22 protein-coding genes and 1 pseudogene are annotated in these 24809 nt (G+C 57.1%); 16 read left to right on the top strand and 7 right to left on the bottom strand.

All coding sequences use genetic code 11. From position 1 onward, the window contains the following. The first annotated feature begins 248 nt into the window (after positions 1-248). The 10 genes from ygjG (at position 249) to ACOTXF_RS04160 (ending at position 9859) form a co-directional block, all read left to right on the top strand. The gene (ygjG, locus tag ACOTXF_RS04205) at positions 249-1628 is read left to right on the top strand and encodes a putrescine aminotransferase (RefSeq protein ID WP_008503172.1); all 1380 of its coding nucleotides are present in this window, start codon (positions 249-251) and stop codon (positions 1626-1628) included. Between the two features lie 511 nt (positions 1629-2139). Further along, positions 2140-2682: a fimbrial protein BcfA gene (locus ACOTXF_RS04200; RefSeq protein WP_008503171.1), complete on the top strand. Its 543-nt coding sequence runs from the start codon at positions 2140-2142 to the stop codon at positions 2680-2682. A gap of 72 nt (positions 2683-2754) precedes the next feature. Further along, positions 2755-3288 carry a fimbrial protein gene (locus ACOTXF_RS04195; protein WP_047746832.1) on the top strand — a complete coding sequence of 178 codons (534 nt, stop codon included), beginning with the start codon at positions 2755-2757 and terminating at the stop codon, positions 3286-3288. A gap of 45 nt (positions 3289-3333) precedes the next feature. Continuing rightward, entirely contained in the window at positions 3334-4041 is a 708-nt protein-coding gene (locus ACOTXF_RS04190) for a fimbria/pilus periplasmic chaperone (protein ID WP_232927229.1), read from the top strand. A gap of 77 nt (positions 4042-4118) precedes the next feature. Next, positions 4119-6746: a fimbrial biogenesis usher protein gene (locus ACOTXF_RS04185; protein ID WP_316937189.1), complete on the top strand. Its 2628-nt coding sequence runs from the start codon at positions 4119-4121 to the stop codon at positions 6744-6746. Beyond that, the gene (locus ACOTXF_RS04180; RefSeq protein ID WP_039265434.1) at positions 6747-7754 is read left to right on the top strand and encodes a fimbrial protein; all 1008 of its coding nucleotides are present in this window, start codon (positions 6747-6749) and stop codon (positions 7752-7754) included. It abuts the gene before it with no gap. A gap of 10 nt (positions 7755-7764) precedes the next feature. Further along, complete coding sequence (locus ACOTXF_RS04175; protein ID WP_008503166.1) at positions 7765-8310, top strand: fimbrial protein; 546 nt, start codon at positions 7765-7767, stop codon at positions 8308-8310. 9 nt (positions 8311-8319) lie between these two features. Next, the gene (locus tag ACOTXF_RS04170) at positions 8320-8850 is read left to right on the top strand and encodes a fimbrial protein (protein WP_047746834.1); all 531 of its coding nucleotides are present in this window, start codon (positions 8320-8322) and stop codon (positions 8848-8850) included. A gap of 10 nt (positions 8851-8860) precedes the next feature. Continuing rightward, positions 8861-9562, top strand: a complete 702-nt coding sequence (locus tag ACOTXF_RS04165; protein WP_032635836.1) for a fimbria/pilus periplasmic chaperone — start codon at positions 8861-8863, stop codon at positions 9560-9562. A gap of 9 nt (positions 9563-9571) precedes the next feature. After that, the gene (locus tag ACOTXF_RS04160) at positions 9572-9859 is read left to right on the top strand and encodes a hypothetical protein (RefSeq protein ID WP_047746836.1); all 288 of its coding nucleotides are present in this window, start codon (positions 9572-9574) and stop codon (positions 9857-9859) included. 101 nt (positions 9860-9960) lie between these two features. On the opposite strand, the gene lsrG is transcribed toward ACOTXF_RS04160, so the two are convergent. From lsrG to lsrA, 6 genes and pseudogenes are all read right to left on the bottom strand, one after another. Next, positions 9961-10254 (bottom strand): (4S)-4-hydroxy-5-phosphonooxypentane-2,3-dione isomerase, encoded by a 294-nt coding sequence (gene lsrG / locus ACOTXF_RS04155; RefSeq protein WP_008503162.1) that lies wholly within the window; start codon positions 10252-10254, stop codon positions 9961-9963. Further along, on the bottom strand, positions 10251-11138 hold the full coding sequence (gene lsrF / locus ACOTXF_RS04150) for a 3-hydroxy-5-phosphonooxypentane-2,4-dione thiolase (RefSeq protein WP_047746838.1): 888 nt from the start codon (positions 11136-11138) through the stop codon (positions 10251-10253). The genes lsrG and lsrF overlap by 4 nt, the downstream gene beginning before the upstream one ends. 11 nt (positions 11139-11149) lie before the next feature. After that, positions 11150-12151: an autoinducer 2 ABC transporter substrate-binding protein LsrB gene (gene lsrB / locus ACOTXF_RS04145; protein ID WP_232927258.1), complete on the bottom strand. Its 1002-nt coding sequence runs from the start codon at positions 12149-12151 to the stop codon at positions 11150-11152. Position 12152: 1 nt separating this feature from the next. Continuing rightward, entirely contained in the window at positions 12153-13130 is a 978-nt protein-coding gene (gene lsrD / locus ACOTXF_RS04140) for an autoinducer 2 ABC transporter permease LsrD (RefSeq protein ID WP_021242360.1), read from the bottom strand. After that, positions 13131-14163 (bottom strand): annotated as a pseudogene (gene lsrC, locus ACOTXF_RS04135) (autoinducer 2 ABC transporter permease LsrC). After that, positions 14160-15647, bottom strand: coding sequence for an autoinducer 2 ABC transporter ATP-binding protein LsrA (gene lsrA, locus ACOTXF_RS04130; protein WP_048961900.1), 1488 nt, complete (start codon positions 15645-15647; stop codon positions 14160-14162). The pseudogene lsrC and the gene lsrA overlap by 4 nt, the downstream one beginning before the upstream one ends. Before the next feature lie 215 nt (positions 15648-15862). Between lsrA and lsrR the strand changes: the two genes are divergently transcribed. The 3 genes from lsrR to ACOTXF_RS04115 all read left to right on the top strand — a co-directional run bounded on the left by lsrR (position 15863) and on the right by ACOTXF_RS04115 (position 20655). Beyond that, positions 15863-16834, top strand: coding sequence for a transcriptional regulator LsrR (gene lsrR, locus ACOTXF_RS04125; protein WP_008503156.1), 972 nt, complete (start codon positions 15863-15865; stop codon positions 16832-16834). 33 nt (positions 16835-16867) lie between these two features. After that, positions 16868-18448 (top strand): autoinducer-2 kinase, encoded by a 1581-nt coding sequence (gene lsrK, locus ACOTXF_RS04120; protein ID WP_047746842.1) that lies wholly within the window; start codon positions 16868-16870, stop codon positions 18446-18448. A gap of 185 nt (positions 18449-18633) precedes the next feature. Further along, positions 18634-20655 (top strand): NADPH-dependent 2,4-dienoyl-CoA reductase, encoded by a 2022-nt coding sequence (locus ACOTXF_RS04115; protein WP_048961901.1) that lies wholly within the window; start codon positions 18634-18636, stop codon positions 20653-20655. A gap of 90 nt (positions 20656-20745) precedes the next feature. On the opposite strand, the gene rlmG is transcribed toward ACOTXF_RS04115, so the two are convergent. Further along, entirely contained in the window at positions 20746-21882 is a 1137-nt protein-coding gene (rlmG, locus tag ACOTXF_RS04110; protein ID WP_047746846.1) for a 23S rRNA (guanine(1835)-N(2))-methyltransferase RlmG, read from the bottom strand. 83 nt (positions 21883-21965) lie between these two features. Between rlmG and ACOTXF_RS04105 the strand changes: the two genes are divergently transcribed. From ACOTXF_RS04105 to ACOTXF_RS04095, 3 genes are all read left to right on the top strand, one after another. Then, on the top strand, positions 21966-22469 hold the full coding sequence (locus ACOTXF_RS04105) for a YgjP-like metallopeptidase domain-containing protein (RefSeq protein ID WP_008503152.1): 504 nt from the start codon (positions 21966-21968) through the stop codon (positions 22467-22469). 70 nt (positions 22470-22539) lie between these two features. Further along, a complete protein-coding gene (locus ACOTXF_RS04100) occupies positions 22540-23538 on the top strand; it encodes a Gfo/Idh/MocA family protein (protein WP_234115156.1) in 999 nt (332 codons plus the stop codon). Between the two features lie 251 nt (positions 23539-23789). Next, on the top strand, positions 23790-24755 hold the full coding sequence (locus tag ACOTXF_RS04095) for a TerC family protein (RefSeq protein WP_021242367.1): 966 nt from the start codon (positions 23790-23792) through the stop codon (positions 24753-24755). Positions 24756-24809 lie beyond the last annotated feature (54 nt).

Genomic DNA, 24809 nt, shown 5'->3' with positions numbered 1-24809 from the left:
ACCTGTTAATGCCCGCTTAAGTTGCAGCGTATGCACCTCTTTAGTGCAGCGATGCTCTTCCCCCCTTTCTTTATACTTGCTGCCCCGTACCGCTAAATCCCGTTTGGCTTCTATCGGCATGATTAAATATTGTGCAACATTATTTTAACCTGGCGTTTATCCCGATTTTCGTTAAGGCCTCTGAAGTGGCGTAATCCCTGCAATACTTAAACCAGTATCATGTGATACGCGATCCCCGGGAGCACATTTTGAACAGGTTACCTTCCAGCGCCTCGGCTCTTGCCTGTACCGCGCACGCACTGAATCTCATTGAGAAGCGAACGCTTGATCATGAGGAGATGAAACAACTTAACCGTGAGGTCATCGATTACTTTAAAGAGCACGTCAATCCAGGGTTTCTGGAGTATCGCAAATCTGTTACCGCCGGCGGGGATTACGGAGCCGTAGAGTGGCAAGCGGGAAGTCTCAACACGCTTGTCGACACCCAGGGACAGGAGTTTATCGATTGCCTGGGAGGTTTTGGAATTTTCAACGTGGGGCACCGTAATCCAGTTGTGGTTTCCGCCGTACAGAATCAACTTGCGAAACAACCTCTCCATAGCCAGGAACTGCTCGACCCGCTTCGCGCCATGCTCGCGAAAACGCTGGCGGCCTTAACGCCCGGCAAACTGAAATACAGCTTCTTCAGCAACAGCGGCACAGAATCGGTCGAAGCGGCGATTAAGCTCGCCAAAGCGTACCAGTCGCCGCGCGGGAAATTCACCTTTATCGCCACCAGCGGCGCGTTCCACGGTAAATCCCTCGGCGCACTGTCGGCGACCGCGAAATCCACTTTCCGTAAACCGTTTATGCCGCTGCTGCCGGGCTTCCGCCACGTGCCGTTCGGCGACATTAACGCCATGCGCACCGTGCTGAGCGAATGCCGTAAAACCGGCGATGACGTGGCGGCGGTGATCCTGGAGCCCATTCAGGGTGAAGGCGGCGTCATCCTCCCTCCGCAGGGCTATCTGCCTGCCGTGCGTCAGCTGTGCGACGAGTTTGGCGCGCTGCTGATCCTCGACGAAGTCCAGACCGGCATGGGGCGTACCGGCAAGATGTTCGCCTGCGAGCACGAAAACGTGCAGCCGGACATTCTGTGCCTGGCGAAAGCGCTCGGCGGCGGCGTGATGCCGATTGGCGCGACGGTCGCCACCGAAGAAGTCTTCTCGGTGCTGTTCGACAATCCGTTCCTGCATACCACCACCTTTGGCGGTAACCCGCTGGCCTGTGCGGCGGCGTTGGCGACCATCAACGTGCTGCTGGAGCAAAACCTGCCTGCGCAGGCGGAGCAAAAAGGCGACATGCTGCTGGACGGCTTCCGCCAGCTGGGCCGGGAATACCCTGACCTTGTGCAGGAAGCGCGCGGCAAAGGGATGCTGATGGCGATTGAGTTCGTTGATAACGAAATCGGCTACAGCTTCGCGAGCGAGATGTTCAGGCAGCGAGTGCTGGTGGCCGGAACGCTTAATAACGCAAAAACTATTCGTATTGAACCGCCGCTTACGCTGACCATTGAGCAGTGTGAGCAGGTGCTAAAAGCGGCACGTAAAGCGCTGGCAGCACTCAGAGTGCGCGTAGAAGAGATCTGATCAATCCCCCCTCTTAACCGAGGGGGATTTCATTTTTCTGGTATAAATATTACAAATTGAAATAATAGTATTATATTTCAGACAAACATTTATACTTTTAAAATTATAAAGTTCCTTTTCTCTTACATGATTTTTTTTGCAACCAAACCGATATCCATACACCACCTTTATCTATTTGACCGCAAACAGGGTGCCCATTGTTAAAATCCGGTAAAAACACCACCACTCACATCATTCAAAAATATTAATTAATTCTAATATTATACCTAAAAAAAACTAACGGCAGATTATACCACCATACATTGAAATAATATTTCACGACTCCTAGAATACCTGCCGCGGAACATCATAAACATGATGAAAAGAGCTTTTCAATAAGCCCGTCCATTATGCGAAATGCATATTCTAAATAACGGAACTTGTTAAACGTTATTCAAGTTCACGCTGTGAAAGCATATAGCTTTTACTCAATTTCAATTTGACAGAAAGATGTTTATTTAAAAGGATTTGTATGAAAAAGCACGTTTTAGCAATGGTCATTGCAACGGCAATGGTAAGTGGCGTAGCGATGAACGCACAGGCAGACACCGTCACGGTTTCTGGCGGTACGGTTAACTTCGTTGGCCAGGTTGTTAATGCTGCATGTTCGGTCGCAGCTGACTCCGTAGATCAGACTGTAACGCTGAGCCAGGTTCGTACTGTGAAATTGACGACAAAAGGAATGCAGGCGAACCAGAAAGAAGATTTCAAAATCGTTCTGGAAGATTGTGACACCACGGTAAGCCAGAACGCCGCTGTGATTTTCAACGGTCAGCAAGACGCAGCACTGGCAGGTTCACTGGCTAACACAGCGGGAGCTGGCTCAGCAACTAACGTCGCACTGCAACTGTTCGGACCGGATGGTAACGTACTCAATATCGGTGATACCTCCTCCAACGTGAAGCTGATCAATGGCGAGAACACCATCCCGCTGAGCGTTGACTACATCGCTACCGGTGCGGCCACGCCGGGTAACGTATCCTCGACTGCAACATTCCAGATGGTTTACTCCTGATTCGTTAGCTGCAGTAACACCCCCGGAATCTGATTCGGGGGTGTTTTGCCGATCCATCGAAACGGAGTCACTATGCGACAGGTCACCAGGCAATCAGTGCTGTTTTTCAGCGTATTGCTGTGCGTTGCACTGCCCGCCTCGGCAATTGACGACGGAAGCGTGCATTTTCAGGGGCAAGTCGTCAACACCGGCTGTTCCGTCAGTGCAGAAAGTCAGGACCAGATTGTGCGTATGGGCCAAATACACAATAACGAATTTGCCGCAACGGGCGATTGGGCAGCACCAACAGCCTTTCAGATAACGCTAGAAGACTGCGATACCAGCGTCAGTCAACGTGCGGGCGTACTGTTCAGCGGCGAGTCCGATGCAAAAGACCCGCAAATTTTTCGCGCAGGTTATGGCGCAGGCGCAGCGCAGGGGATTGGTGTGGGAATATTTGACGCAACCGGCCATCTACTTATTCCGGATACAGCCCCGCCCTGGTACGCCCCCTTGCAGAACGGCGCCAATGTTCTGCGTTTTATGGCGAAATACCGCTCCACACAACCGCACGTTCAGGCTGGTACGGCCGACGCCCAGGTATGGTTTAACGTCGTCTACCAGTAAAACACTCAGAGGCCCGAGTGCCTCGTCATGAGAATTGAGGGAACAATGCAAATGAACACATCACCTACGTCTTTGTCTCGCCTGATGATGGCTGGTACGTTGCTGCTGACAATGGGTCTGGCAACGAATGCCTCTGCAGGTGGAATTGGTTTAGGGGCTACCCGCGTCATTTATCCGCAAGGGGATAAACAGGTTTCATTACCGGTGATCAATTCGTCGGCAGACAATACGTTCTTAATACAATCATGGGTAGCCAACGTTGAGGGTATCAAGTCACCAGACTTTATCCTTACGCCACCGTTGTTTGTTATCCACCCTAAGAAAGAGAACACGCTGCGTATTATGTATATCGGCCCCGACCTTCCTGCCGATCGCGAAACTGTTTTCTATCTGAACAGCAAGGCTATTCCGTCTGTCGATAAAAATAAGCTTCAGGGCAATACGCTGCAAATAGCAACACAGAGTGTGATTAAGTTATTCATTCGCCCTAAGAAATTAACATCCCTTTCCGTGGATGCGCCCAAAACGCTGACGTGTCGGACAGAAAATGGAAAAGTCATCATAACGAATCCATCACCGTATTACGTATCGTTGGTGCAGTTCTTTGTTGGGGGAACCCGTCTTCCCAATTCAATGGTCGCACCTAAAAACACGTTGACGGTGGATATCCCCGGCGGCGGTTCCGGCAGTGTGAAATTCCAGACAGTGAATGATTTCGGCGCAAATACCCCTACGCAGATTTGTTCCCATTAACAACCTGAAATGAAATAGCAGACCTGCATTTTGTCTTCAAGGAAGGAAGTACTTAGCATTTACTGCAGGGAAAAGAGATGAAACGTAATACTTCACTGATTTTTAGCACATTTTCTTTAACATCCCTTACGCCAGTGGCGATGGCGATAGCAGGATTGCTATCGCCATCAGATGCAAGTGCAGAATATTTTTTCAACCCGGCATTTTTGTCTAGCGATCCCTCTGCCGTTGCTGACCTGTCGCGGTTTTCCACCAATGGCCAGGCACCAGGCGTCTATCGTGTCGATCTCTGGCTTAACGGGGCGTTTGTGGCGACTCGCGATATCACCTTTACGGCAAGAAATACGGCGTCGACGGCACAACCGCAGGCGGATGATACCGGTCTGACCGCTTGTTTATCAGCAAAAGCGCTGGAAAACCTGGGCGTTAACCTTCAGGCGTTTCCTGCGCTGACGGCGGAAAAAACGGACAGCTGTATTGATATTGCGTCAATCATTCCCGCCTCATCAACCACCTTTGATTTTGAGCATCAGCGGCTGGATATCAGTATCCCGCAAGCCGCCCTGAGGAATAGCGCACGCGGATACATTCCGCCTGCACAATGGGATGAAGGCATTAATGCCCTCCTGCTGAATTATAACTTCACCGGCTCTCGTAGCCGCGATCGGGGGGAGAGCAACTCAACCAGTAAAAGCTATTTCCTCGGGCTTAACAGCGGGTTGAACCTTGGCCCGTGGCGGTTAAGGGATTACTCAAGCTGGAATTATCACAACAGCGATGACTCACGCAGCGACAACTGGCAGCACATTAATACCTATGTTGAACGCGCGGTCATTCCGCTGAAAGGAAGACTGACGCTGGGTGACAGCTACACCCCATCAGACGTGTTTGACAGCCTCCCTTTTCGCGGTGCGCAAATCGCCTCTGATGACAATATGCTGCCCGATAGCCTGAAGGGTTTCGCGCCCACGATCCGGGGTATCGCAAAAAGCAATGCTCAGGTAACCATTAAGCAAAATGGCTACACCATTTATCAAAGCTATGTTCCACCGGGTGCATTTGCGATTAGCGACCTGTTTCCCACGTCCTCAAGCGGTGACCTCAGCGTTGAGGTAAAAGAATCTGACGGTAGCATCAACAGCTATTCCGTGCCTTATTCCACCGTTCCCGTACTCCAGCGTGAAGGCCGCGTAAAGTACGCATTAACTGCGGCCGAATACCGCAGCAGCAGCGATCAACAGGACGAGGTTAATTTCGTTCAGGGGTCTCTAATCTGGGGGCTTTCGCATGGCTTCACGCTGTATAGCGGATCGCAGATAACCAACAATTACCACTCGCTGGCATTCGGCACCGGCCTGAATATGGGTGAACTGGGCGCTATCTCTGCGGATGTGACTCACGCGAAGAGCACGCTGGCGGATGACAGCACGCATTCAGGGCAATCGATCCGTTTTCTGTATGCAAAATCCCTTAACGGCCTCGGCACTAACTTTCAGCTGCTGGGCTACCGTTACTCGACATCGGGATTCTATTCCCTGGATGAAACAGCCTATAAGCAAATGCGCGGCTACACAGGTGACCACGAGGACAACGATACCGAACAGCAAAATCCCTGGATGGATTATTACAATCTGTACTACACCAAGCGAGGAAAGGTTCAGTTCAACATCTCTCAGCAGCTTGGTCATGCAGGTTCGCTCTTTGTCACGGGCAGCCAACAGACCTACTGGCATACCGATGAAAAAAATACGCTACTCCAGGTAGGCTTTAGTGGAACCATTAAAGATGTGTCCTACAGCCTGTCCTACAACTACAACAAATCACCGGGCATGTCGAAAAGCGACGAGATTTACGCGCTGAATTTGTCGCTGCCATTGAGCCTGTGGCTGCGTCCACAAAACGATGTCAGCCAGAAGCATAACTATGCTTATGCCACCTACAACATCAGCACCGACAAAAAGGGTGAAACCTCGCAAAATGCCGGGATCAACGGCACATTGCTTGAGGATAACAACCTGAGCTACAGCGTTCAGGAAGGGTTTTCAAGCCAGGGGACAAAATCACAAGGCTCCAGCAGCCTTGAATACGATAGCGCCTATGGCAATGCGAACGTGGGCTATAACTACAGCGGAAACGGCGACTACCAGCAGGTGAACTACGGTTTGAGCGGCGGCGTCATAGCTCACCGGAATGGCATCACCCTTAGCCAGCCACTGGGTGATACCAACGTGCTGATTGCCGCTCCGGGCGCGAGTAACGTCAAGGTCGAGAACGAGCCGGGTATTCATACCGACTGGAGAGGCTATGCCGTGGTTCCCTACGCATCCTCGTATCATCTCAACCGCATGGCACTGGACATCAACTCACTGGCTGACGATATGGATATCGATGATGCCGTAACCAATGTGGTCCCAACCCGTGGCGCGGTTGTGCGTGCAACCTTCAAAGCCCGGCCTGGTACGCGTGCGTTAATGACCTTAACCCATCGGGGCAAACCCGTTCCTTTCGGTGCCATGGTGTCACGTGATGACAATGGCAGCGATACGATTGTGGGTGAAGACGGAGAGGTCTATCTCTCTGGCCTGAGCCCGGCGGGAACGCTGAAAATTCAGTGGGGTGAAGGGCCAGACAAGCAATGTAGCGTGAAGTATCAATTACCTGAAAGTAAACAGCCGCTGCTGCGGTTGAAAACGGAGTGTATATAAATGAAATTATGGATGATTTTATTTTATGTGGTCGGGCTGGCATTCTCACCTGAGGGAATAGCCGATATTTGTAAAAATGCTAACGGTGGCATCTCGATTGTTAACTATGATTTGACCACCACGCTGAACACCAATCAGAACATTAAAGGTGGCTCCACAGAGCTGGAAAAAAATCAGGATGTGCAGGTTAACGCCACCTGTCCACCGGGTGAGTGGGAAAAACGCACCTATCGCTCCTATTTGAGCCCTTTTCCGGTCGTCAAAACGGATGGTGAATGGAAATATCTCCAGCTTGACCCGGATTATATTATTGGCGCCATGAAAATAAATGACGCAACCATTGGTGAGTTTTATCCCCCCATTGAGTACGTTCACATGGGCGGCCACGATGAGGTGGATACCGGCGGCGTTTTCCCGGTCAACGATAATGACCTGATCTTTAAATTACAAATTGTCAGGCCTTTTATCGGCACCGTGGTTATCCCGCCAAAATTGATGTTCAATGTGTACGTCACCACGACGAATAACGATCGCCTGACCAATATTGTCTACCAGATTACCTACAGTGGCGTTATTACCGTGCCGCAAAACTGCGTCATTAATGCCGGGCAAACCGTAACGGTGGATCTGGGTTCTCTTTATCACGGTGATTTTACGCGCGCCGGGCAGATGCCGGACAACGCTCAACCCAAAACCTTCAATGTGCCCATTGAATGTAATGCTGACGTGAACTCGCCGGCACAATTAACCTTGCGCGTTATGGGCACATCGGACCCTCGCTACCCGGAAGCGCTGGCATCGGATAATCCTGATGTTGCCGTCGTGGTTACCAGTGAGCAAGACAACATACTGAAACCGAATGTCTTTTCAAGTAGCGCACCTTTTACGACTGATGAGGCGGGCAAGGCCAACGTGACGCTGAAAGCATATCCTATCAGCACAACGGGCAATTCCCCGGAACTGGGCGTGTTCACCGCTCTGGCCTTGTTACGCGTTGATTTCGCATAAGGATTGGGTGATGAAAAAGCGCAATTTTCTCCTGTTTCTGCTGGCAAATCTGGCGTTGTCCTTACAGACCGCCAGAGCAGATAATGACAGTTTCAATGTTCAGTTTATCGGCACCATCGTGGGGGAGTCCTGCAACGTCGACACAGGCAGCGTTGAGCAGACGGTCGAACTCGGTGACTTTACCGCGGATGATTTCCCGTCGGTTGGCACCACAACGCCGGATACAAAGTTTGATATCACGTTGAAAGGTTGCACCCGCGCCATTACCGGCACCAAAGTTTGGTTTACCGGGAATGTGGATGCGAACAACCCGACATTGCTGGCACTTTCAGATAACGGAAAGGGAACGCCTGGCAGGATGGCAACGGGCCTCGGCGTTGAGCTACTGGATTCCAATCGCACCCCAATACCGATCAATAATACGGAGTCCTCGCTTTATCCGCTGCTGCCGGGGGATAACACGCTCACGTTTTATTTGCACTATAAATCCACGCTGCCCGTTGTGACGTCAGGAAATGCGACTGCCGTTATGTATTTTGACCTGCTTTATCAGTAAGGAATATGAATGAAACCGTTTCTCCGGTTATTTTTCTTCTGCATTATTCTGATGCACCTGGGCAGTGCGAGTACAATGGCGCACGACGGGACCGTTTATATTGTAGGCACCGTAAAAAGCAAAACCTGCATCATATCGCCTGATTCGGAAAATCTTATCGTTCGTATGAGCGACGTCGCCACAGGGCAATTTACGAACCAGAAAAATAATACGCCATGGGAACATTTTGCTATCAATCTTGAAAACTGCGGCGCAGGGTTGAATAACATCAGAACCCATTTTGAAGGCACACCCAATCAGGGCAACGCAGATTTGCTTTCGCTGACAGGCGGTCCGGGTTATGCCAGCGGCGTGGCTATCGGTATTTATAATCCGGACAAAACGCTTATACCGCTGGGCGATGAAAGCCAGCTGTTTACGCTGTCAAATAACCAGCTTACTGCCACCCTTGATTTTTATGCCCGTTATCTTGCTGACGGAGGCGCTGTATCGCCCGGAACAGCCAATGCTGCAGCAACCTTTATTTTGACTTATGCCTGATAACACCGTGATGAAACTGCGCATCCTGATCCCTGTTTTAGCCATCTTAACGTTCATCTCTTTTGCGCATGCAGGCGTCGTGATAGGGGGGACACGCTTCGTCTATCCTGAAAAACAGCACTCCATTACCGTTTCAGTGCGCAATAAATCCACGCTTCCCTGGCTGGTCAGCGCAAAAATTTATGCTGGCGGAAACTGGCCAGGGGCAACCTCTGCCCCCCAGGCGACCTCGGCGCTTGTTGCAACGCCCGCGCTTTTTGCACTACAGGGCGGACGCGAAAATAGCATCAGGATTTTTCGTGCCGATGAGGGTTTGCCTGCTGACCGTGAAACGCTTTTCACCCTCAGCATCTCAACCATTCCAGCCAGTAAGACCAGCAGCGACAACGTGCAAATGGCCGTACGTTCGAGCTTTAAAGTGTTCTATCGCCCTGAGGGATTAAACGGCAATCCAGAAAACGCGTATCGGGAAATCCTCTGGTCATATTCAGCAAACCAGCTCGTGGTGAAGAACCCGACCCCCTACTACGTGACGCTCTTCCAGACGCGTATTAACAACAAATCCATTGATAACGCGGGCATCATTGCCCCTTTTAGCCAGCGAACAATGGACGAGTGCCAGAAGGCGCCTCGCTGCGAAATACGCTGGCAAACCATAAACGACTATGGCCGGGTTATGCCGCCCGTGGTTAACATCCTTAATCTGAAATGAGTACCCATCATGTTTTTCATAAAGCACCCCTTCCTCGTTCTGACCGTTTTCGTCACTCTGACCGCACCGGCGCTGAGCCAGGCCGCTGAGTTTACCGCTGAGCAGAAGACGGAAATCGGCAAAATCGCCGAGGATTACTTTATCGCCCATCCGGAAAAAATGGGTGAAGCGATATCTATCTACCTGGCTAATCATCCTGAGTTTCTGGTTGCCGCGAGCGAAAACCTACGCCAAAGCCAGCAAGCGGCCGCGCAAAAAATGAAAGAGATGCAGGACGCAGCCAAAAAAGCGCAGTAAAGCAAAATCTAAAGCCGGGCGGACTACGCTCATCCGGCCTACAAAACCATTCCACCTTTTCCCCAAAAGCCCGGTAAGCGCAGCGCCACCGGGCAAGACCATTACTCCGGCAATAACCCGACAAAGCTGCGTTTTTTGCGTGGCTCCGACATCAGTTCCTCCAGCTTATCCACGCACGCGAGATAGTGCGGGGTTTGCTTATGCGCCAGCACCGCCTCTTCGTCTTTATAGGCTTCGTAGATAAAGAACCGGGTTTTCACCCTCGGGTCCTGCAATACGTCAAAACGCAGGTTCCCCGGCTCCTGGATTGCGCCCTCGTGGTTGGCGCGAAACACCTCCAGAAACTCGTCCACCCGCTCGGGCTTAATGTTGATCTCTACCAGCGTCACGTTCATTGTGCTTCTCCCTGTTTATCTTCCTGCCAGAACTGGAACGCATCACGGGCATTCCAGTTATCGTGCACCACTTTCTTCACCGCCTTCAGCATGGCGAGCGGCGCGCTGGACTGGAAGATGTTGCGCCCCATGTCCACGCCGGACGCGCCCTGGTCTATCGCGCGCCAGCACATCTCCAGCGCCTCGTGCTCCGGCAGCTTTTTGCCCCCCGCGATAACGATCGGCACCGGGCAGCTGGCGGTCACTTTTTCAAAACCCTGATCCACGTAGTAGGTTTTGACGAACTGCGCCCCCATTTCGGCGGCAATGCGGCTTGCCAGCGAGAAATACCGAGCGTCACGCGCCATCTCTTTCCCCACGCCCGTTACCGCCAGCGTCGGCATGCCGTAGCGCGCCCCTGCATCGACAAGCTTGATGATGTTGTTGATCGACTGATGCTCAAACTCGCTTCCGATGTACACCTGCGCCGCCACCGCGCAGACGTTCAGGCGCAGGGCGTCTTCCATCGCCACCGCCACGCACTCGTTGGAAAGTTCGCCCAGAATCGAGTTACCGCCGGAGGCGCGCAGCACCACCGGTTTGTTCGTCGCGGCGGGCACCTGGCTCCTGAGGATGCCGCGGGTACACATCAGCACGTCGGTTTCACCAAACAGCGGCGCGATAGAGAGGTCGATACGCTCAAGGCCGGTAGTCGGCCCCTGAAAGTAGCCGTGGTCAAAGGCCAGCATCACCGTACGGTTGCTCTGCGGATTGAAGATGCGCGCCAGCCGCGACTGCATGCCCCAGTCCAGCGAGCCGCAGCCCTTCAGGGTGAACGGCACATTTTGCTGCGGCGTGCCGATGCCAAAATCCTTGCCGTCTTTGATGTCGTCTAAATCAGCCATTTGCTCCCCCGTCAGAAATCGTATTTGCTGATGTTCTCTTTGGTGAACACCACGCGTTCCGGCAGCAGCACGATGCCGTTGCCCTTCGCCTCATACTGGTAGCCCTGCACGCTGTTCGGCTCGACCTTCAGCGCCCCGATATCTTTTACGTCCACGCTGTCGCCAACGTTAAGATCGCCTTTTTTCAGCAAACGATCGGCGACATTGACCGCAATTTTGCCCTGTTGCACCACGTCCCACAGGCCGAAGGCCTTCACCGTGCCGCGCTCAACGTACGGGCGCATCACGTTCGGCGTGCTGAACCCGACAATCGCCCCCCCTTCCCGCTTCAGGTTTTCTGCCGCCTGCGCGGCAGCAGGAAGCGCGTTGGCGTCCGGGGCGATGACCGCATCCAGATCCGGATAGGCTTTTAAGATCCCTTCGGCGGTCTGCAACGATTTGGTGGCGTCGTTATAGCCAAACTGGGTGGTGACGATCTGCCACTGGGGATGGTCTTTCTCGATTTTGGCCTTCGCCTCTTTCACCCACTGGTTCTGATCGGTAACGGTCGGGCTGGAGTAGAAGAACGCCACTTTCGCGTTCGGTTTGGTGACCTGCTTGCCCGCCATCTCCACCAGCAGGCCGCCCAGCTGTTCCGGCGTCCCCTGATTGATGTAGATGCTGCGGCACTCCGGTTTGGTGTCGGAATCCCAGGTCAGGACCTTGACGCCGCGCTGCATCGCGCGCTTCAGCGCCGGACACAACCCATCCGGCGACACGGCGGAGACGATAATGGCGTTATAGCCCTGGTTGACGAAGTTATTGATGAGCTGCACCTGGCCGGAGACGCTCGGCTCGGTCGGGCCGTCGTAGGTCACGTCCACGCCAAGATCTTTCCCCGCCTCTTTCGCACCGTTGCCGCCGCTGGTGAAGAAGCCGACGCCCACCAGCTTCGGGATAAAGGCAATGCGGTCCGCCGCCTGCGCCGAAGCGAAGCTGAGGGCCATTGCCAGGACGAGCAGTTTTGTTTTCATCTTACGCTCCGGATAGTTTTCTAAAGAGAGATCGCACCCATTCGCGGTGCAGACTCAGCGAACGCCCCATCACCACCACAACCAGCAGCGCCCCCGACAGCGCGCTCGACACCTGGTTGGGGATGCCGACCATCTGTAAACCCTGTTGCAGGTACCCCACCAGCAGCGCCGCCAGCGCCGTACCGACAACCGAACCTGACCCGCCGTAGATATTGGCTCCGCCGAGCACGGCGGCGGTGAGCGCAGGCATTAATAGATCGCGCCCCAGATCCGAACGCGCGGAGCCGAAATAGGAGACCATCACCAGCGCGGCAATCGCCGAGGCCACGCCCACCAGGCCGTACAGCACGTAGGGCATGCCGTTCACCGGCAGCGCCGCATAGCGCGCCGCGCGCGGGTTCTGCCCAATCAGGAACAGATGACGGCCAAAGCGCCCGCGGTGGGTAATGAGCCAGAAGAAGACGGTGATTACCGCGAACAAGACCAATGGGATCGGCAGACCCAACACCGTGAGGTTAGCGAACGCCGTGAAGCTGTCTGGGAAACCGCCGATGCCCTCGTAGCCCGTCGCGCCCGCCATGCCGGAGAGCAGCAGCGCGCCGCCGCCGTAGAGGTAGAGCGTGCCGAGGGTAATGACCAGCGGGCTGATGCCGGTGTAGTGGATCAGCGCCGCATTCACCAGCCCGCACAGCAGACCCAGCAGCAGCGTCAGCGGAACGGCGACCGCCATCGGCCACCCGGCCTGCATCATCACCCCCAGCGCAATCGCGCACAGGCCGATGGTCGAGCCGAGGGAGATGTCGATCCCGCCGCTGACGATCACCAGCGTCAGCGGCAGCGCCACGATACCGATGCAGATGAAGTCGCTGGTGCTGAACAGCAGCATGTTGACGTCGAGCATGCGCGGGTTGATGGCGCCAAAGAGCAGGATCTCCAGCACCAGCAAAATGAGCAGCGCGCTTTCCCAGTTAAGCCTCATTTACGCCACCTCTTTTTTGCGTTTGGGGAAGGGGGTGACGTGCTTTCCCCCTTTGTTACCCGGCTGGAAGCGACCGTACTTCAGCGCCCGCTGATGGCGCGCCAGCGCCTGACGCAGACGCCCGTCGAGCACCAGCACGCCCAGCAGCACCAGCCCGGCGATAAAGTCGTTCCACCAGGCCGGAAGCCTGAACAGCACCAGCACGGTGTCGATTTGGGTGAGGAAGAACGCACCGAGCAGCGCGCCGATCAGCGTGCCCGTGCCGCCCAGCAGTGAAATGCCCCCCCAGTACGCAGGCGGCGATGGCCTTCATCTCCAGCCCGCTGCCGGTCTGGTTGGGCACGAAGCCAATCTGTGCGGCAAAGACAATCCCGGCGCAGGCCGCCAGCATGCCGTTGAGGGTAAAGGCGATCATGCGGGTGCGATTCACCGCCACGCCCAGCTGGCGCGCGGCGGCGAGGTTATCCCCCACCGCGTAGAAATCACGCCCGAACGCGGTGCGCGACAGCGTCCACGCGCCGGTGACCACGATAATCAACACCACCATGCCAAGGGGCGACACGCCGATGGCCGCAGGCTCAGAGAGGGATTTCAACCCCGGCGGCAGCCCTTCAATCCACTTTCCGCCCGTCCAGAGCAGCATCGCTCCACGGTACAGCCCCAGCGTGCCGAGGGTGGCGACAATCGCCGGGATGCGTAATCCCACCACCAGAAAACCATTGAATGCCCCCGCCAGCGCGCCAACTGACAGCGCGAAGAGAATGGAAACGGGCAGGCTGTAGCCACTGTTCAGCGCCACGCCGACGGCGATGGCGGACAGCCCAACGGTCGACCCCACGGAGACGTCGATATTGCGGGTCAGCATCACCAGCGCCGCGCCGATCGCCAGCAGGATCAGGATCTGCGAGCTGGCGAAGATCATCCCCAGCGTCTGCAAACTCAGGTACGACGGATTGAGCGCCACCAGCACGGCGAACAGCGCCAGAATGGCGAGAAACGCGCTCAGCTCGCGGTTTTTCAGTAAGATCTTCATGATTGCCCTCCAAACGCCAGCGCCATCATGCGATCGAGGCTGACCGCATGGCGCGGCAGTTCGCCGCTGAGTACGCCCTGATGCATCACCAGCACGCGATCGGCAAGGCCCGGAAACTCATCGAGATCGCTTGAGATCATCAGCACCGCCACGTTCTGCGCCGCCACGCTTTTGATAAGCTGGTAGATATCGGCGCGCGCCGAGACGTCCACCCCGCGCGTCGGTTCATCGACGATCAGCAATAACGGGTTGGCTTCCAGACAGCGTGCCAGCAGCACCTTCTGCTGGTTGCCGCCGGAGAGCGTGCGCACGGATTGATCCGCATGGTTGAGCTTGATCCCCAGCGCCCGGTGATAGCGCTCCACCACCGCGGACTCTCTTTTCCGCTGCTGCCAGAGCGACGGCTCGTTCAGCGCCACGGTGTTCCAGCGGATCGGCGCGTCGAGGAACAGGCCGGACACCTGCCTGTCTTCCGGCAGGTAGACCAGGCCTTTGTCCAGACGTGAACTTACCGGTGCGGCGGTGATGTCCTGGTTCTCCAGCCAGACGCGCCCCCCGCGCACAGGCCGCAGGCCATAGAGCGTTTCGGCAAACTCGGTGCGCCCGGAGCCTACCAACCCGGCCAGGCCGACGATCTCCCCGGCGTAGATCTCAAGGCTGAGATCGATAAACCCCTCCCCGGTAAGATCCTCCACCCGCAGCACCGGAAAGTCCTGCGGCTGGGTGCGACGATTGCCCGGCAGCGCCAGCCACAGCTTTTGCGTATCGCTGAGGGATTTCTCGCGGCTTACCGGCGTCATGGCGGCGATCAGGGCGTTATCGTCGAACTGCGCGGTTTCACCGCTGAGCACCACCGCGCCGTCGCGCATCACCGAGACGTGGCTCGACAGCATGCGAATTTCCGGCAGCTTATGCGAGATAAACACGATCCCGACGCCGAGCGCCTGCAGGGCGCGGATCTGACGAAACAGCCGTTCGGTTTCACCCGGCGTGAGGGAGGCCGTGGGCTCGTCGAGGATCAGGATCCGGGCGTTGCGCATTAATCCGCGCAGAATCTCCACCATCTGCTGATCCGCCACTTCCAGGGTGCTGGCGGCGGCGTCGAGGTTCAGCCGGCACTGCAGCTGCTCAAGTTTCTCCGCCAGCCGCTTTTCCCGATCGCGCTCGCGCGGCAGGCGGAACAGGATGTTTTCCCGCACCGTCAGGTTGGGGAACAGCAGCGGCTCCTGCGGCACGAGGTAAATGCCGAGCCTGTGCGCCTGCACGGGCGTCAGCCGCGCATATGACTGCCCCTCGACGGAAAGTTCACCCTCATCCGGCGTCTCGACTCCGGCGATGATCTTCATCAGCGTCGATTTTCCCGCGCCGTTCCCGCCCATCAGCGCGTGCACCTGGCCCGCAAGCAGCGTGAAATCAATGCCTTTTAGAACCGGCACGCCTGAGAACTGCTTGCTGATACTTCGCGCGTCGAGAAGTGGGATCATCATCGCTCCGCTATTGAACAAATGATTTTTAGATTTAATAATGTTCAAAAGCGTAGACGGTGAACTATATTTACAACCGTGCAGGGATCACAGTTTTATCGATTGAGATTCAGATAAACCAGAAACGATCGAAATGATCCGTTTTGTCGCGTGGCTCACAATTTCCCTCCGCGTCATCACGAACATATGATCTAAATTTTTATAAGAGTTCAATTATGAGCGATAAACGCACTGCGGAAGAAGGACGGTTTGCCGGGCTGGCGCTGGCGGAAGAGGAGCTGGTGGCGCGCGTGGCCTGGTGCTACTACCACGACGGGCTGACCCAGAACGATATCGGCGAACGCCTCGGGCTGCCGCGATTAAAAATCTCCCGCCTGCTGGAGAAAGGCCGCCAGTCCGGGGTGATCCGCGTGCAGATTAACTCCCGCTACGAGGGCTGCCTGTCGCTGGAAACCGAGCTACAGCAGCGCTTTGGCCTGAAGCTGGTGCGCGTGATGCCTGCCCTAAATACGCCGCCGATGAACGTGCGGTTAGGCATTGGCGCGGCGCAGTCGCTGATGGGCGTGCTGGAGCCCGGCCAGCTGCTGGCGGTGGGGTTCGGTGAAACCACCATGAGCAGCCTGCAGCACCTGAGCGGCTTTATCAGCTCGCAGCAGATCCGCCTCGTGACGCTCTCCGGCGGCGTCGGGCCGTATATGACCGGTATCGGCCAGCTGGACGCGGCCTGCAGCGTCAGCATGATCCCCGCCCCGCTTCGCGTGTCTTCCGCCGAAGTGGCCGGGATCTTAAAACGCGAGACCAGCGTGCGGGACGTGATCCTCGCCGCCACCGCCGCCGACGTGGCGGTGGTCGGGATCGGTTCGGTAAACCAGCGCCGTGACGCCACGATCCTGCGCTCCGGCTATATCAGCGAAGGTGAACAGCTGATGTACGCCCGCAAAGGGGCGGTCGGCGACATTCTCGGCTATTTCCTCAATGCCGAAGGGGAGTGCGTTGAGGAGCTGGAGATCCACAAAGAATTACTCGGCGTCTCGCTTGATGAGCTGGCGCAGCTGCCCACCATCGTTGGCGTGGCCGGCGGGGAAGAGAAAGCCGATGCGATTTATGCCGCACTGAAGGGTCGCCGTATCAATGGCCTGGTGACGGAAGAGACGACAGCCCGCGCGGTGCTGGCTCTGGCCAAATAAGAGCCCGCCCTGCGCTAACAGCGAGGCAAGCTCATGAGTTACCTTTTAGCGTTAGATGCAGGGACCGGCAGCGTTCGCGCCGTGATTTTCGATTTGCAGGGCAACCAGATTGCCGTCGGCCAGGCCGAGTGGAAGCACCTGAGCGTGGAAAACGTGCCGGGGTCAATGGAGTTTGACCTCGAGACCAACTGGCAGCTGGCCTGCCGGTGCATTCATCAGGCGCTGGAGCGTGCGCACCTGAGCGCGGCAGATATCCAGTCCGTCGCCTGCTGTTCAATGCGCGAAGGGATCGTGCTGTACGACCGTAACGGCGAGGCCATCTGGGCCTGCGCCAACGTCGACGCCCGCGCCAGCCGCGAGGTGGCCGAACTCAAAGAGATCCACGACAACCGTTTTGAATCCGAAGTGTATGACGTCTCCGGCCAGACGCTGGCGCTGAGCGCCATGCCGCGCCTGCTGTGGCTGGCGCACCACCGTCCGGATATTTACCGCAGGGCCGCGACTATCACCATGATCAGCGACTGGCTGGCGGCGAAGCTCTCCGGCGAGCTGGCGGTCGACCCGTCGAACGCGGGCACCACCGGCATGCTGGAGCTCTTCTCCCGCGACTGGCGTCCGGCGCTTCTCGACATGGCCGGGCTGCGCGCCGATATTCTCTCTCCGGTAAAAGAGACCGGCACCGTACTGGGTGCTATAACCCGGGAGGCCGCGCAGCAGAGCGGCCTGCGCGAAGGCACGCCGGTAGTGATGGGCGGCGGCGACGTGCAGCTGGGCTGTCTGGGGCTGGGCGTGGTCCGCGCTGGACAAACGGCGGTGCTGGGCGGCACCTTCTGGCAGCAGGTGGTCAATCTGCCGCAGGTACGCACCGACCCCGACATGAACATCCGCGTGAATCCGCACGTCATCCCCGGCATGGTGCAGGCGGAGTCGATCAGCTTCTTTACCGGGCTGACCATGCGCTGGTTCCGCGACGCCTTCTGCGCGGAGGAAAAGCTGATTGCCGAGCGGATGGGGATGGACACCTATTCCCTGCTGGAAGAGATGGCCAGCCGGGTGCCAGCGGGCTCCCACGGGGTAATGCCAATCTTCTCCGACGCAATGCATTTCAAGCAGTGGTACCACGCCGCGCCGTCGTTTATTAACCTCTCCATCGACCCGGAAAAATGCAATAAAGCGACGCTGTTCCGCGCCCTGGAAGAGAACGCGGCGATTGTTTCGGCCTGCAACCTGGCGCAGATTTCACGCTTTTCCGGCGTGACGTTTGAGAGCCTGGTGTTTGCGGGCGGCGGGTCAAAAGGTGCCCTGTGGAGCCAGATTTTAAGCGACGTCACGGGCCTGCCGGTGCGCGTGCCGGAAGTGAAAGAAGCCACGGCGCTGGGCTGCGCGATTGCCGCGGGTACGGGCGCGGGGCTGTTTGCGGATATGGCCTCGACGGGCGAGCGGCTGGTGAAATGGAGCCGCGAGTTCACGCCAAACCCGGCGCACCGCGAGCTGTACGACGGCATGATGCAGAAATGGCAGGCGGTATACGCGGACCAGCTCGGGCTGGTGGACAGCGGACTGACCACGTCGATGTGGCAGGCGCCGGGGCTGGTGCGGGCAGCGGCGCCGTAAATAACGCCGGATGGCGCTACGCTTATCTGTCCTGGGGATTTGTAGACCCGGTAAGCGCAGCGCCACCGGGGAAGTTCTTTGAGATCTATCACAATCATTCGATCCCGCTTTTACCTTTCCGCTGCCGCTGGCTAAATTAGTAACTCATCCGACCACATAACAATAATTTTACACTGGAAGAGACTATGAGCCGCTACCCGTCGTTATTCGCCCCTCTCGATCTGGGGTTCACCACACTCAAAAACCGCGTGTTGATGGGCTCGATGCACACCGGGCTCGAGGAACATCCGGACGGGGCCGAGCGTCTGGCAGCTTTCTATGCCGAGCGCGCGCGCCACGGGGTGGCGCTGATTGTCACCGGCGGCGTGGCCCCTTCCCCTTCCGGCGTCGGCATGGAGGGCGGTGCGGTGCTGAACGATGCAGCACAGCTGCCGCATCACCGCATTGTGACCGACGCGGTACACAACGAGGGCGGTAAAATTGCCCTGCAAATTCTGCACACCGGACGCTACAGCTACCAGCCGAATCTGGTTGCGCCATCGGCCATTCAGGCGCCGATTAACCGCTTCACTCCGCATGCTCTGAGCCACGACGAGATCCTGGCGCTGATTGACGACTTCGCCCGCTGCGCCGCGCTGGCGCGTGAAGCGGGCTATGACGGCGTTGAGGTGATGGGGTCTGAAGGCTATCTGATTAACGAGTTTCTCGCCGCCCGCACTAACCACCGCGATGACGAATGGGGCGGCGACTATGCCCGCCGGATGCGCTTTGCTGTAGAAGTCGTGCGCGCCGTGCGCGAACGCGCGGGCGCGGATTTTATTATCATCTTCCGCCTGTCGATGCTCGATCTGGTGGAGGGCGGCGGCACGTTCGACGATACCGTGCAGCTGGCGCAGGCGATAGAAGCCGCGGGCGCCACGATTATCAACACCGGCATCGGCTGGCACGAGGCGCGCATTCCCACTATTGCCACGCCGGTGCCGCGCGCGGCGTTCAGCTGGGTGACGCGCAGGCTGAAAGGCAAAGTGTCCGTTCCGCTGGTCACCACCAACCGCATTAACGATCCGCAGGTGGCGGACGATGTGATTTCGCGCGGCGACGCCGACATGGTCTCGATGGCGCGCCCGTTCCTGGCCGATGCCGAGCTGCTCTCCAAAGCGCAAAGCGGCCGCGCGGATGAGATCAACACCTGCATCGGCTGTAATCAGGCCTGTCTGGATCAGATCTTCGTCGGGAAGGTCACCTCCTGCCTGGTTAACCCCCGCGCCTGCCATGAAACCAAAATGCCGATCGTTCCGGCGGTCAATAAAAAACGCCTGGCCGTCGTGGGTGCTGGCCCGGCAGGCCTGGCGTTTGCGGTCAATGCCGCCTCGCGCGGGCACGGCGTGACGCTGTTTGATGCGTTGGGAGAGATTGGCGGGCAGTTTAATATCGCCAAACAGATCCCCGGCAAAGAGGAGTTCTACGAAACGCTGCGCTACTACCGCCGGATGATCGAGCTGACGGGCGTCGAGCTGCGGCTTAACCAGTTTGTCCACGCGGCGGATCTGACTGATTTTGATGAGGTGATCCTGGCGAGCGGGATCGTACCGCGCACGCCTGCGATCGATGGTATCGATCATCCAAAAGTGCTGAGCTATCTCGACGTGCTGCGTGACAAAGTACCGGTTGGCGAGAAGGTGGCGATTATCGGCTGCGGCGGGATCGGCTTTGATACCGCGATGTATTTGAGCCAGCCGGGCGAGGCGACCAGCCAGAACATTGCTGAGTTTTGCGTCGAATGGGGCATTGATACCAGCCTCAGCCAGTCCGGCGGCCTGCGCCCCGAAGGGCCACAGCTGCCGAAAAGCCCGCGCCAGATCGTGATGCTGCAGCGTAAAGCCAGCAAACCGGGCGAAGGGCTGGGGAAAACCACCGGCTGGATCCACCGCGCCACCCTGCTCTCGCGCGGGGTGAAGATGATCCCGGCGGTGAGCTACCAGAAGATCGACGACGACGGGCTGCACGTCACGATTGGCGGCGAGCCGCAGCTGCTGCGCGTGGATCATGTGATTTTGTGTGCCGGGCAGGAGCCGAAGCGGGATCTGGCGGATCCGCTGCGCGGGGCCGGTAAAACGGTGCATCTGATCGGCGGGTGCGACGTGGCGATGGAGCTGGATGCGCGGCGGGCAATTGCGCAGGGGACGAAGTTAGCTCTGGCGATCTAGGGCATTGCCGGGCGGCGCTGCGCTTGCCCGGCCTACGGGTCCGAGGCCATTGTAGGCCCGGTAAGCGAAGCGCCACCGGGCAAAACCATCTTAACGACGACGTCCCAGCTTCACCGACTTAAGCACCACAAACTTATTGTTCGTCGCAATGGTCACGCAGTTACCGAAAATCTTCTTCAGCTTGTGGAAGTAGTCCAGGTGGCGGTTCGCCACGATATACAGCTCGCCGTTAATCTTCAGGCAGCGGCGCGCGTGGTGGAACATCTCCCACGCGACGTTATCCGTCAGGGCGTGCTTCTGGTGGAACGGCGGGTTACAGAACACAGCGTTGAAGCGGAACGGCTCTACCCCCGACAGCGCGTTGTTGATCATAAACTCGCAGCGGTCCAGCGCGTCCGGCATGTTCGTTTCAACGTTCAGACGGCTGGAGGCCACCGCCATCGGCGATTCGTCGCTGAACACCACGCTGGCCTCCGGGTTCTTCGCCAGCAGCGTCAGGCCAATCACGCCGTTGCCGCAGCCCAGATCGACAATTTCCCCTTCCAGATTTTCCGGCAGGTGTTCCATAAAGAAACGCGCCCCGATATCCAGACCGGTACGGGAGAAGACGTTCGCATGGTTGTGGATGGTCCAGTCGGTCCCTTCCAGTTTCCAGCTCAGCGTGTCCGGCGCGTCGGCCAGCTCGGGTGCGGCGAACGTACAGTTGATCAGGCGCGCTTTTTTCCAGGCCAGCGTCGTGGTGGTTGGGCCAAGTACCTTCTCAAACAGCTCCAGCGTCGAAGTGTGAATATCACGCGCTTTGGCACCCGCGATGATGCGGGTTTCTGGCGTGACGACCTTACGCAGCGCGCGCAGCTGCTGCTCCAGCAGCGCCATGGTTTTTGGCACTTTGATCAGCACCACGCCGGGCGCCTGCGGGTAGTCCGCGGTGCTGTCGAGAAACTTCACGCTGGACTCTTCGATGTCGTTATGGCGCAGGTTTTCACGCGTCGCCAGCTCGCTCAGGTAGGAATCGCCGATGCTGTATGGCGTGTGCTCCGCCAGGGCGCATCCCAGCGCGCCAAACGCGTCATTCAGGATCAAAACCGGGCCGCGGATTTCAGTCTCATCCAACTGCTGCAGCAGATATTCATCCGCCGCTTCCCACGCCTGAAGCGGGTTAACGTCGTCCGTTTCCGGGAAACGTTTAAGGTTGAGTGAACGGAAACCGTTGTCTAAGTGGCTCATCGGCCCTCCTGAATGGTAAAATTTGGCGTATCCCTGAAAAGGGTGCGTGAGTATACCCGTTTTATTGTCGATTTGGGGCGTTGATGAACCAACTTACTTATCTCCAGGGCTACCCGGAGCATTTACTTTCTCAGGTTCGCAGCCTGATTGCCGAGCAGAAGCTCGGCGCGGTGCTGGAAAAACGCTACCCCGGCACCCACGATTTCGCGACCGATAAAGCCCTCTGGCAGTATACGCAGGATCTGAAAAACCGGTATCTGAAGAGCGCCCCGCCGATCAACAAGGTGATGTACGACAACAAGATCCACGTGCTGAAAAACGCGCTCGGCCTGCACACCGCCGTCTCCCGCGTGCAGGGCGGCAAGCTGAAGGCCAAGGCGGAGATCCGCGTCGCGACGGTTTTTCGCAACGCGCCGGAAGCCTTTCTGCGGATGATTGTGGTGCACGAACTCGCACACCTGAAAGAGAAAGAGCACGACAAAGCGTTCTATTCTCTGTGCTGCCATATGGAGCCGCAGTACCACCAGCTGGAGTTTGATACCCGGCTGTGGCTTACGCATTTATCGTTAAAAGGTAATGCGGAATAGCGCACGCGAATTGTCATGATGACGTGCTACAGTGGCTAAAGGTTCCCCGCTACGGAGTACGTAAACGTTTATGATACGTTTCGCAGTCATTGGAACGAACTGGATCACGCGCCAGTTCGTCGACGCCGCCCACGAAACCGGCAAACTGAAACTTACCGCAGTCTATTCCCGCAGCCTTGAGCAGGCGCAGAGTTTTGCCAACGATTACCTCGTCGAGCATCTCTTCACCTCGCTTGATGACATGGCGCAAAGCGACGCCATTGACGCGGTCTATATCGCCAGCCCGAACGCCCTGCACTTCCCGCAAACGAAGCTGTTCCTCAGCCATAAAAAGCATGTGATTTGCGAGAAGCCGCTGGCGTCGAACATCGAAGAAGTGGAAGCGGCCATCGCGCTTGCCCGCGAAAACCAGGTGGTGCTGTTCGAAGCGTTCAAAACCGCCAGCCTGCCGAACTTCCTGCTGCTGCAGCAGTCCCTGCCGAAGGTGGGCAAAGTGCACAAAGCGTTTATCAACTACTGCCAGTACTCGTCGCGCTACCAGCGCTATCTCGATGGCGAGAACCCGAACACCTTTAACCCGGCCTTCTCGAACGGCTCGATTATGGATATCGGTTTCTACTGCCTGGCCTCTGCCGTGGCCCTGTGGGGCGAGCCGCACGGCGTCACGGCCACCGCCAGCCTGCTGGAGAGCGGCGTGGATGCGCACGGTGTCGCGGTGCTGGATTACGGTGATTTCAGCGTGACGCTGCAGCACTCCAAGGTGAGCGATTCTGTCCTGCCGAGCGAAATTCAGGGCGAAGCGGGCTCGCTGGTTATCGAGAAGATCTCCGAGTGCCAGAAGGTGAGCTTTGTCCCGCGCGGCGGCAAAGCGCAGGAGCTGACGCAGCCTCAGCATATTAACACTATGCTCTATGAGGCAGAGGTCTTCGCCCGTCTGGTGGAAGACAACGAAGTGAATCACCCAGGCCTTGCGGTGAGCCGCACCACGGCGAAGCTGCAAACGGAGATCCGCCGTCAGACCGGCGTGGTATTCCCGGCAGACGGCGTGAGCGCGGAAGTTATCGCGTAAAGCTGTGTAATGAAACGGCGCAGACCATTGACGAAACCGATGGTCTGACATATTTTGTTACCTGCAAAGGGGAGTAACTTCTTCGCCGGTGGATCGTCATTACGATGCGTGCAATACCGCATCCGGTCGCCGGGCAACCCTCGTGGTTGTAAGTGAGACCTTGCCGGAAGGCGAGGTCTATGCATAAAAAGCTAACGGCTATCGTCTTCTGACCATGGCCGTTTTTGTTTTTTATGTGTAAGGAAAATAGTATGCATTCTGTCGGCACTCCAATGTTGTGGGGCGGATTCGCGGTTGTCGTGCTCATCATGCTGGCGATCGACCTCTTTTTGCAGGGCCGTCGCGGCGCGCACGGTATGACCATGAAACAGGCCGCCGCCTGGTCGCTGGTCTGGGTTACTCTCTCCCTGCTCTTCTGCGCCGCCTTCTGGTGGTATCTGGCCTCGACCGAAGGCCGCGCGGTGGCCGATCCTCAGGCGCTCGCCTTCCTCACCGGCTATCTGATTGAAAAAGCCCTGGCGGTTGATAACGTCTTCGTCTGGCTGATGCTGTTCAGCTACTTCGCCGTGCCTGCGGCTCTGCAGCGTCGCGTGCTGGTGTACGGCGTGCTGGGCGCAATTATCCTGCGTACCATCATGATCTTCGCTGGCAGCTGGCTGATTACCCAGTTCGAGTGGCTGCTGTACGTCTTCGGCGCGTTCCTGCTGTTCACCGGGGTCAAAATGGCGCTGGCGAAAGAGGACGGCTCCGCGATTGGCGATCGCCCGCTGGTGAAGTGGATCCGCGGCCATCTGCGCATGACCGACAAGATCGAGAGCGAGCACTTCTTCGTGCGCAAGAACGGCCTGCTGTTTGCCACCCCGCTGCTGCTGGTGCTGATTCTGGTTGAGCTGAGCGACGTGATTTTCGCCGTGGACAGCATTCCGGCCATTTTCGCGGTGACCACCGACCCGTTCATCGTGCTGACCTCTAACCTGTTCGCCATCCTCGGCCTGCGCGCGATGTACTTCCTGCTGGCGGGCGCGGCGGAGCGCTTCTCCATGCTGAAGTACGGCCTGTCGGTGATCCTGGTGTTTATCGGTATCAAGATGCTGATCGTCGATTTCTACCATATCCCGATCGCCATTTCGCTCGGCGTGGTGTTTGGCATTCTGATCGTGACGCTGATTATCAATACCTGGGTTAACCGCCAGCACGATAAGAAGCAGCAGGCTTAATGCGTTTTGCCCGGTGGCGCTGCGCTTACCGGGCCTACAACGTCACCCCGTAGG

The organism is Enterobacter cloacae complex sp. IR53041, assembly GCF_049238285.1.
GTDB lineage: Bacteria > Pseudomonadota > Gammaproteobacteria > Enterobacterales > Enterobacteriaceae > Enterobacter > Enterobacter roggenkampii.
This window is presented reverse-complemented; position numbering and strand designations above follow the sequence as displayed.

Bases quoted from the DNA above. Each gene is read 5' to 3' on its own strand.
- lsrF (WP_047746838.1), bottom strand. From the start codon at position 11,138: ATGGCTGATTTAGACGACATCAAAGACGGCAAGGATTTTGGCATCGGC.
- ACOTXF_RS04200 (WP_008503171.1), top strand. From the start codon at position 2,140: ATGAAAAAGCACGTTTTAGCAATGGTCATTGCAACGGCAATGGTAAGT.
- lsrR (WP_008503156.1), top strand. From the start codon at position 15,863: ATGAGCGATAAACGCACTGCGGAAGAAGGACGGTTTGCCGGGCTGGCG.
- lsrG (WP_008503162.1), bottom strand. From the start codon at position 10,254: ATGAACGTGACGCTGGTAGAGATCAACATTAAGCCCGAGCGGGTGGAC.
- rlmG (WP_047746846.1), bottom strand. From the start codon at position 21,882: ATGAGCCACTTAGACAACGGTTTCCGTTCACTCAACCTTAAACGTTTC.
- ACOTXF_RS04105 (WP_008503152.1), top strand. From the start codon at position 21,966: ATGAACCAACTTACTTATCTCCAGGGCTACCCGGAGCATTTACTTTCT.
- ACOTXF_RS04115 (WP_048961901.1), top strand. From the start codon at position 18,634: ATGAGCCGCTACCCGTCGTTATTCGCCCCTCTCGATCTGGGGTTCACC.
- ACOTXF_RS04175 (WP_008503166.1), top strand. From the start codon at position 7,765: ATGAAAAAGCGCAATTTTCTCCTGTTTCTGCTGGCAAATCTGGCGTTG.
- lsrB (WP_232927258.1), bottom strand. From the start codon at position 12,151: ATGAAAACAAAACTGCTCGTCCTGGCAATGGCCCTCAGCTTCGCTTCG.
- ACOTXF_RS04195 (WP_047746832.1), top strand. From the start codon at position 2,755: ATGCGACAGGTCACCAGGCAATCAGTGCTGTTTTTCAGCGTATTGCTG.
- lsrK (WP_047746842.1), top strand. From the start codon at position 16,868: ATGAGTTACCTTTTAGCGTTAGATGCAGGGACCGGCAGCGTTCGCGCC.
- ACOTXF_RS04100 (WP_234115156.1), top strand. From the start codon at position 22,540: ATGATACGTTTCGCAGTCATTGGAACGAACTGGATCACGCGCCAGTTC.
- ACOTXF_RS04180 (WP_039265434.1), top strand. From the start codon at position 6,747: ATGAAATTATGGATGATTTTATTTTATGTGGTCGGGCTGGCATTCTCA.
- ACOTXF_RS04185 (WP_316937189.1), top strand. From the start codon at position 4,119: ATGAAACGTAATACTTCACTGATTTTTAGCACATTTTCTTTAACATCC.
- ACOTXF_RS04190 (WP_232927229.1), top strand. From the start codon at position 3,334: ATGCAAATGAACACATCACCTACGTCTTTGTCTCGCCTGATGATGGCT.
- ACOTXF_RS04165 (WP_032635836.1), top strand. From the start codon at position 8,861: ATGAAACTGCGCATCCTGATCCCTGTTTTAGCCATCTTAACGTTCATC.
- ACOTXF_RS04160 (WP_047746836.1), top strand. From the start codon at position 9,572: ATGTTTTTCATAAAGCACCCCTTCCTCGTTCTGACCGTTTTCGTCACT.
- lsrA (WP_048961900.1), bottom strand. From the start codon at position 15,647: ATGATCCCACTTCTCGACGCGCGAAGTATCAGCAAGCAGTTCTCAGGC.
- ACOTXF_RS04170 (WP_047746834.1), top strand. From the start codon at position 8,320: ATGAAACCGTTTCTCCGGTTATTTTTCTTCTGCATTATTCTGATGCAC.
- ACOTXF_RS04095 (WP_021242367.1), top strand. From the start codon at position 23,790: ATGCATTCTGTCGGCACTCCAATGTTGTGGGGCGGATTCGCGGTTGTC.
- lsrD (WP_021242360.1), bottom strand. From the start codon at position 13,130: ATGAGGCTTAACTGGGAAAGCGCGCTGCTCATTTTGCTGGTGCTGGAG.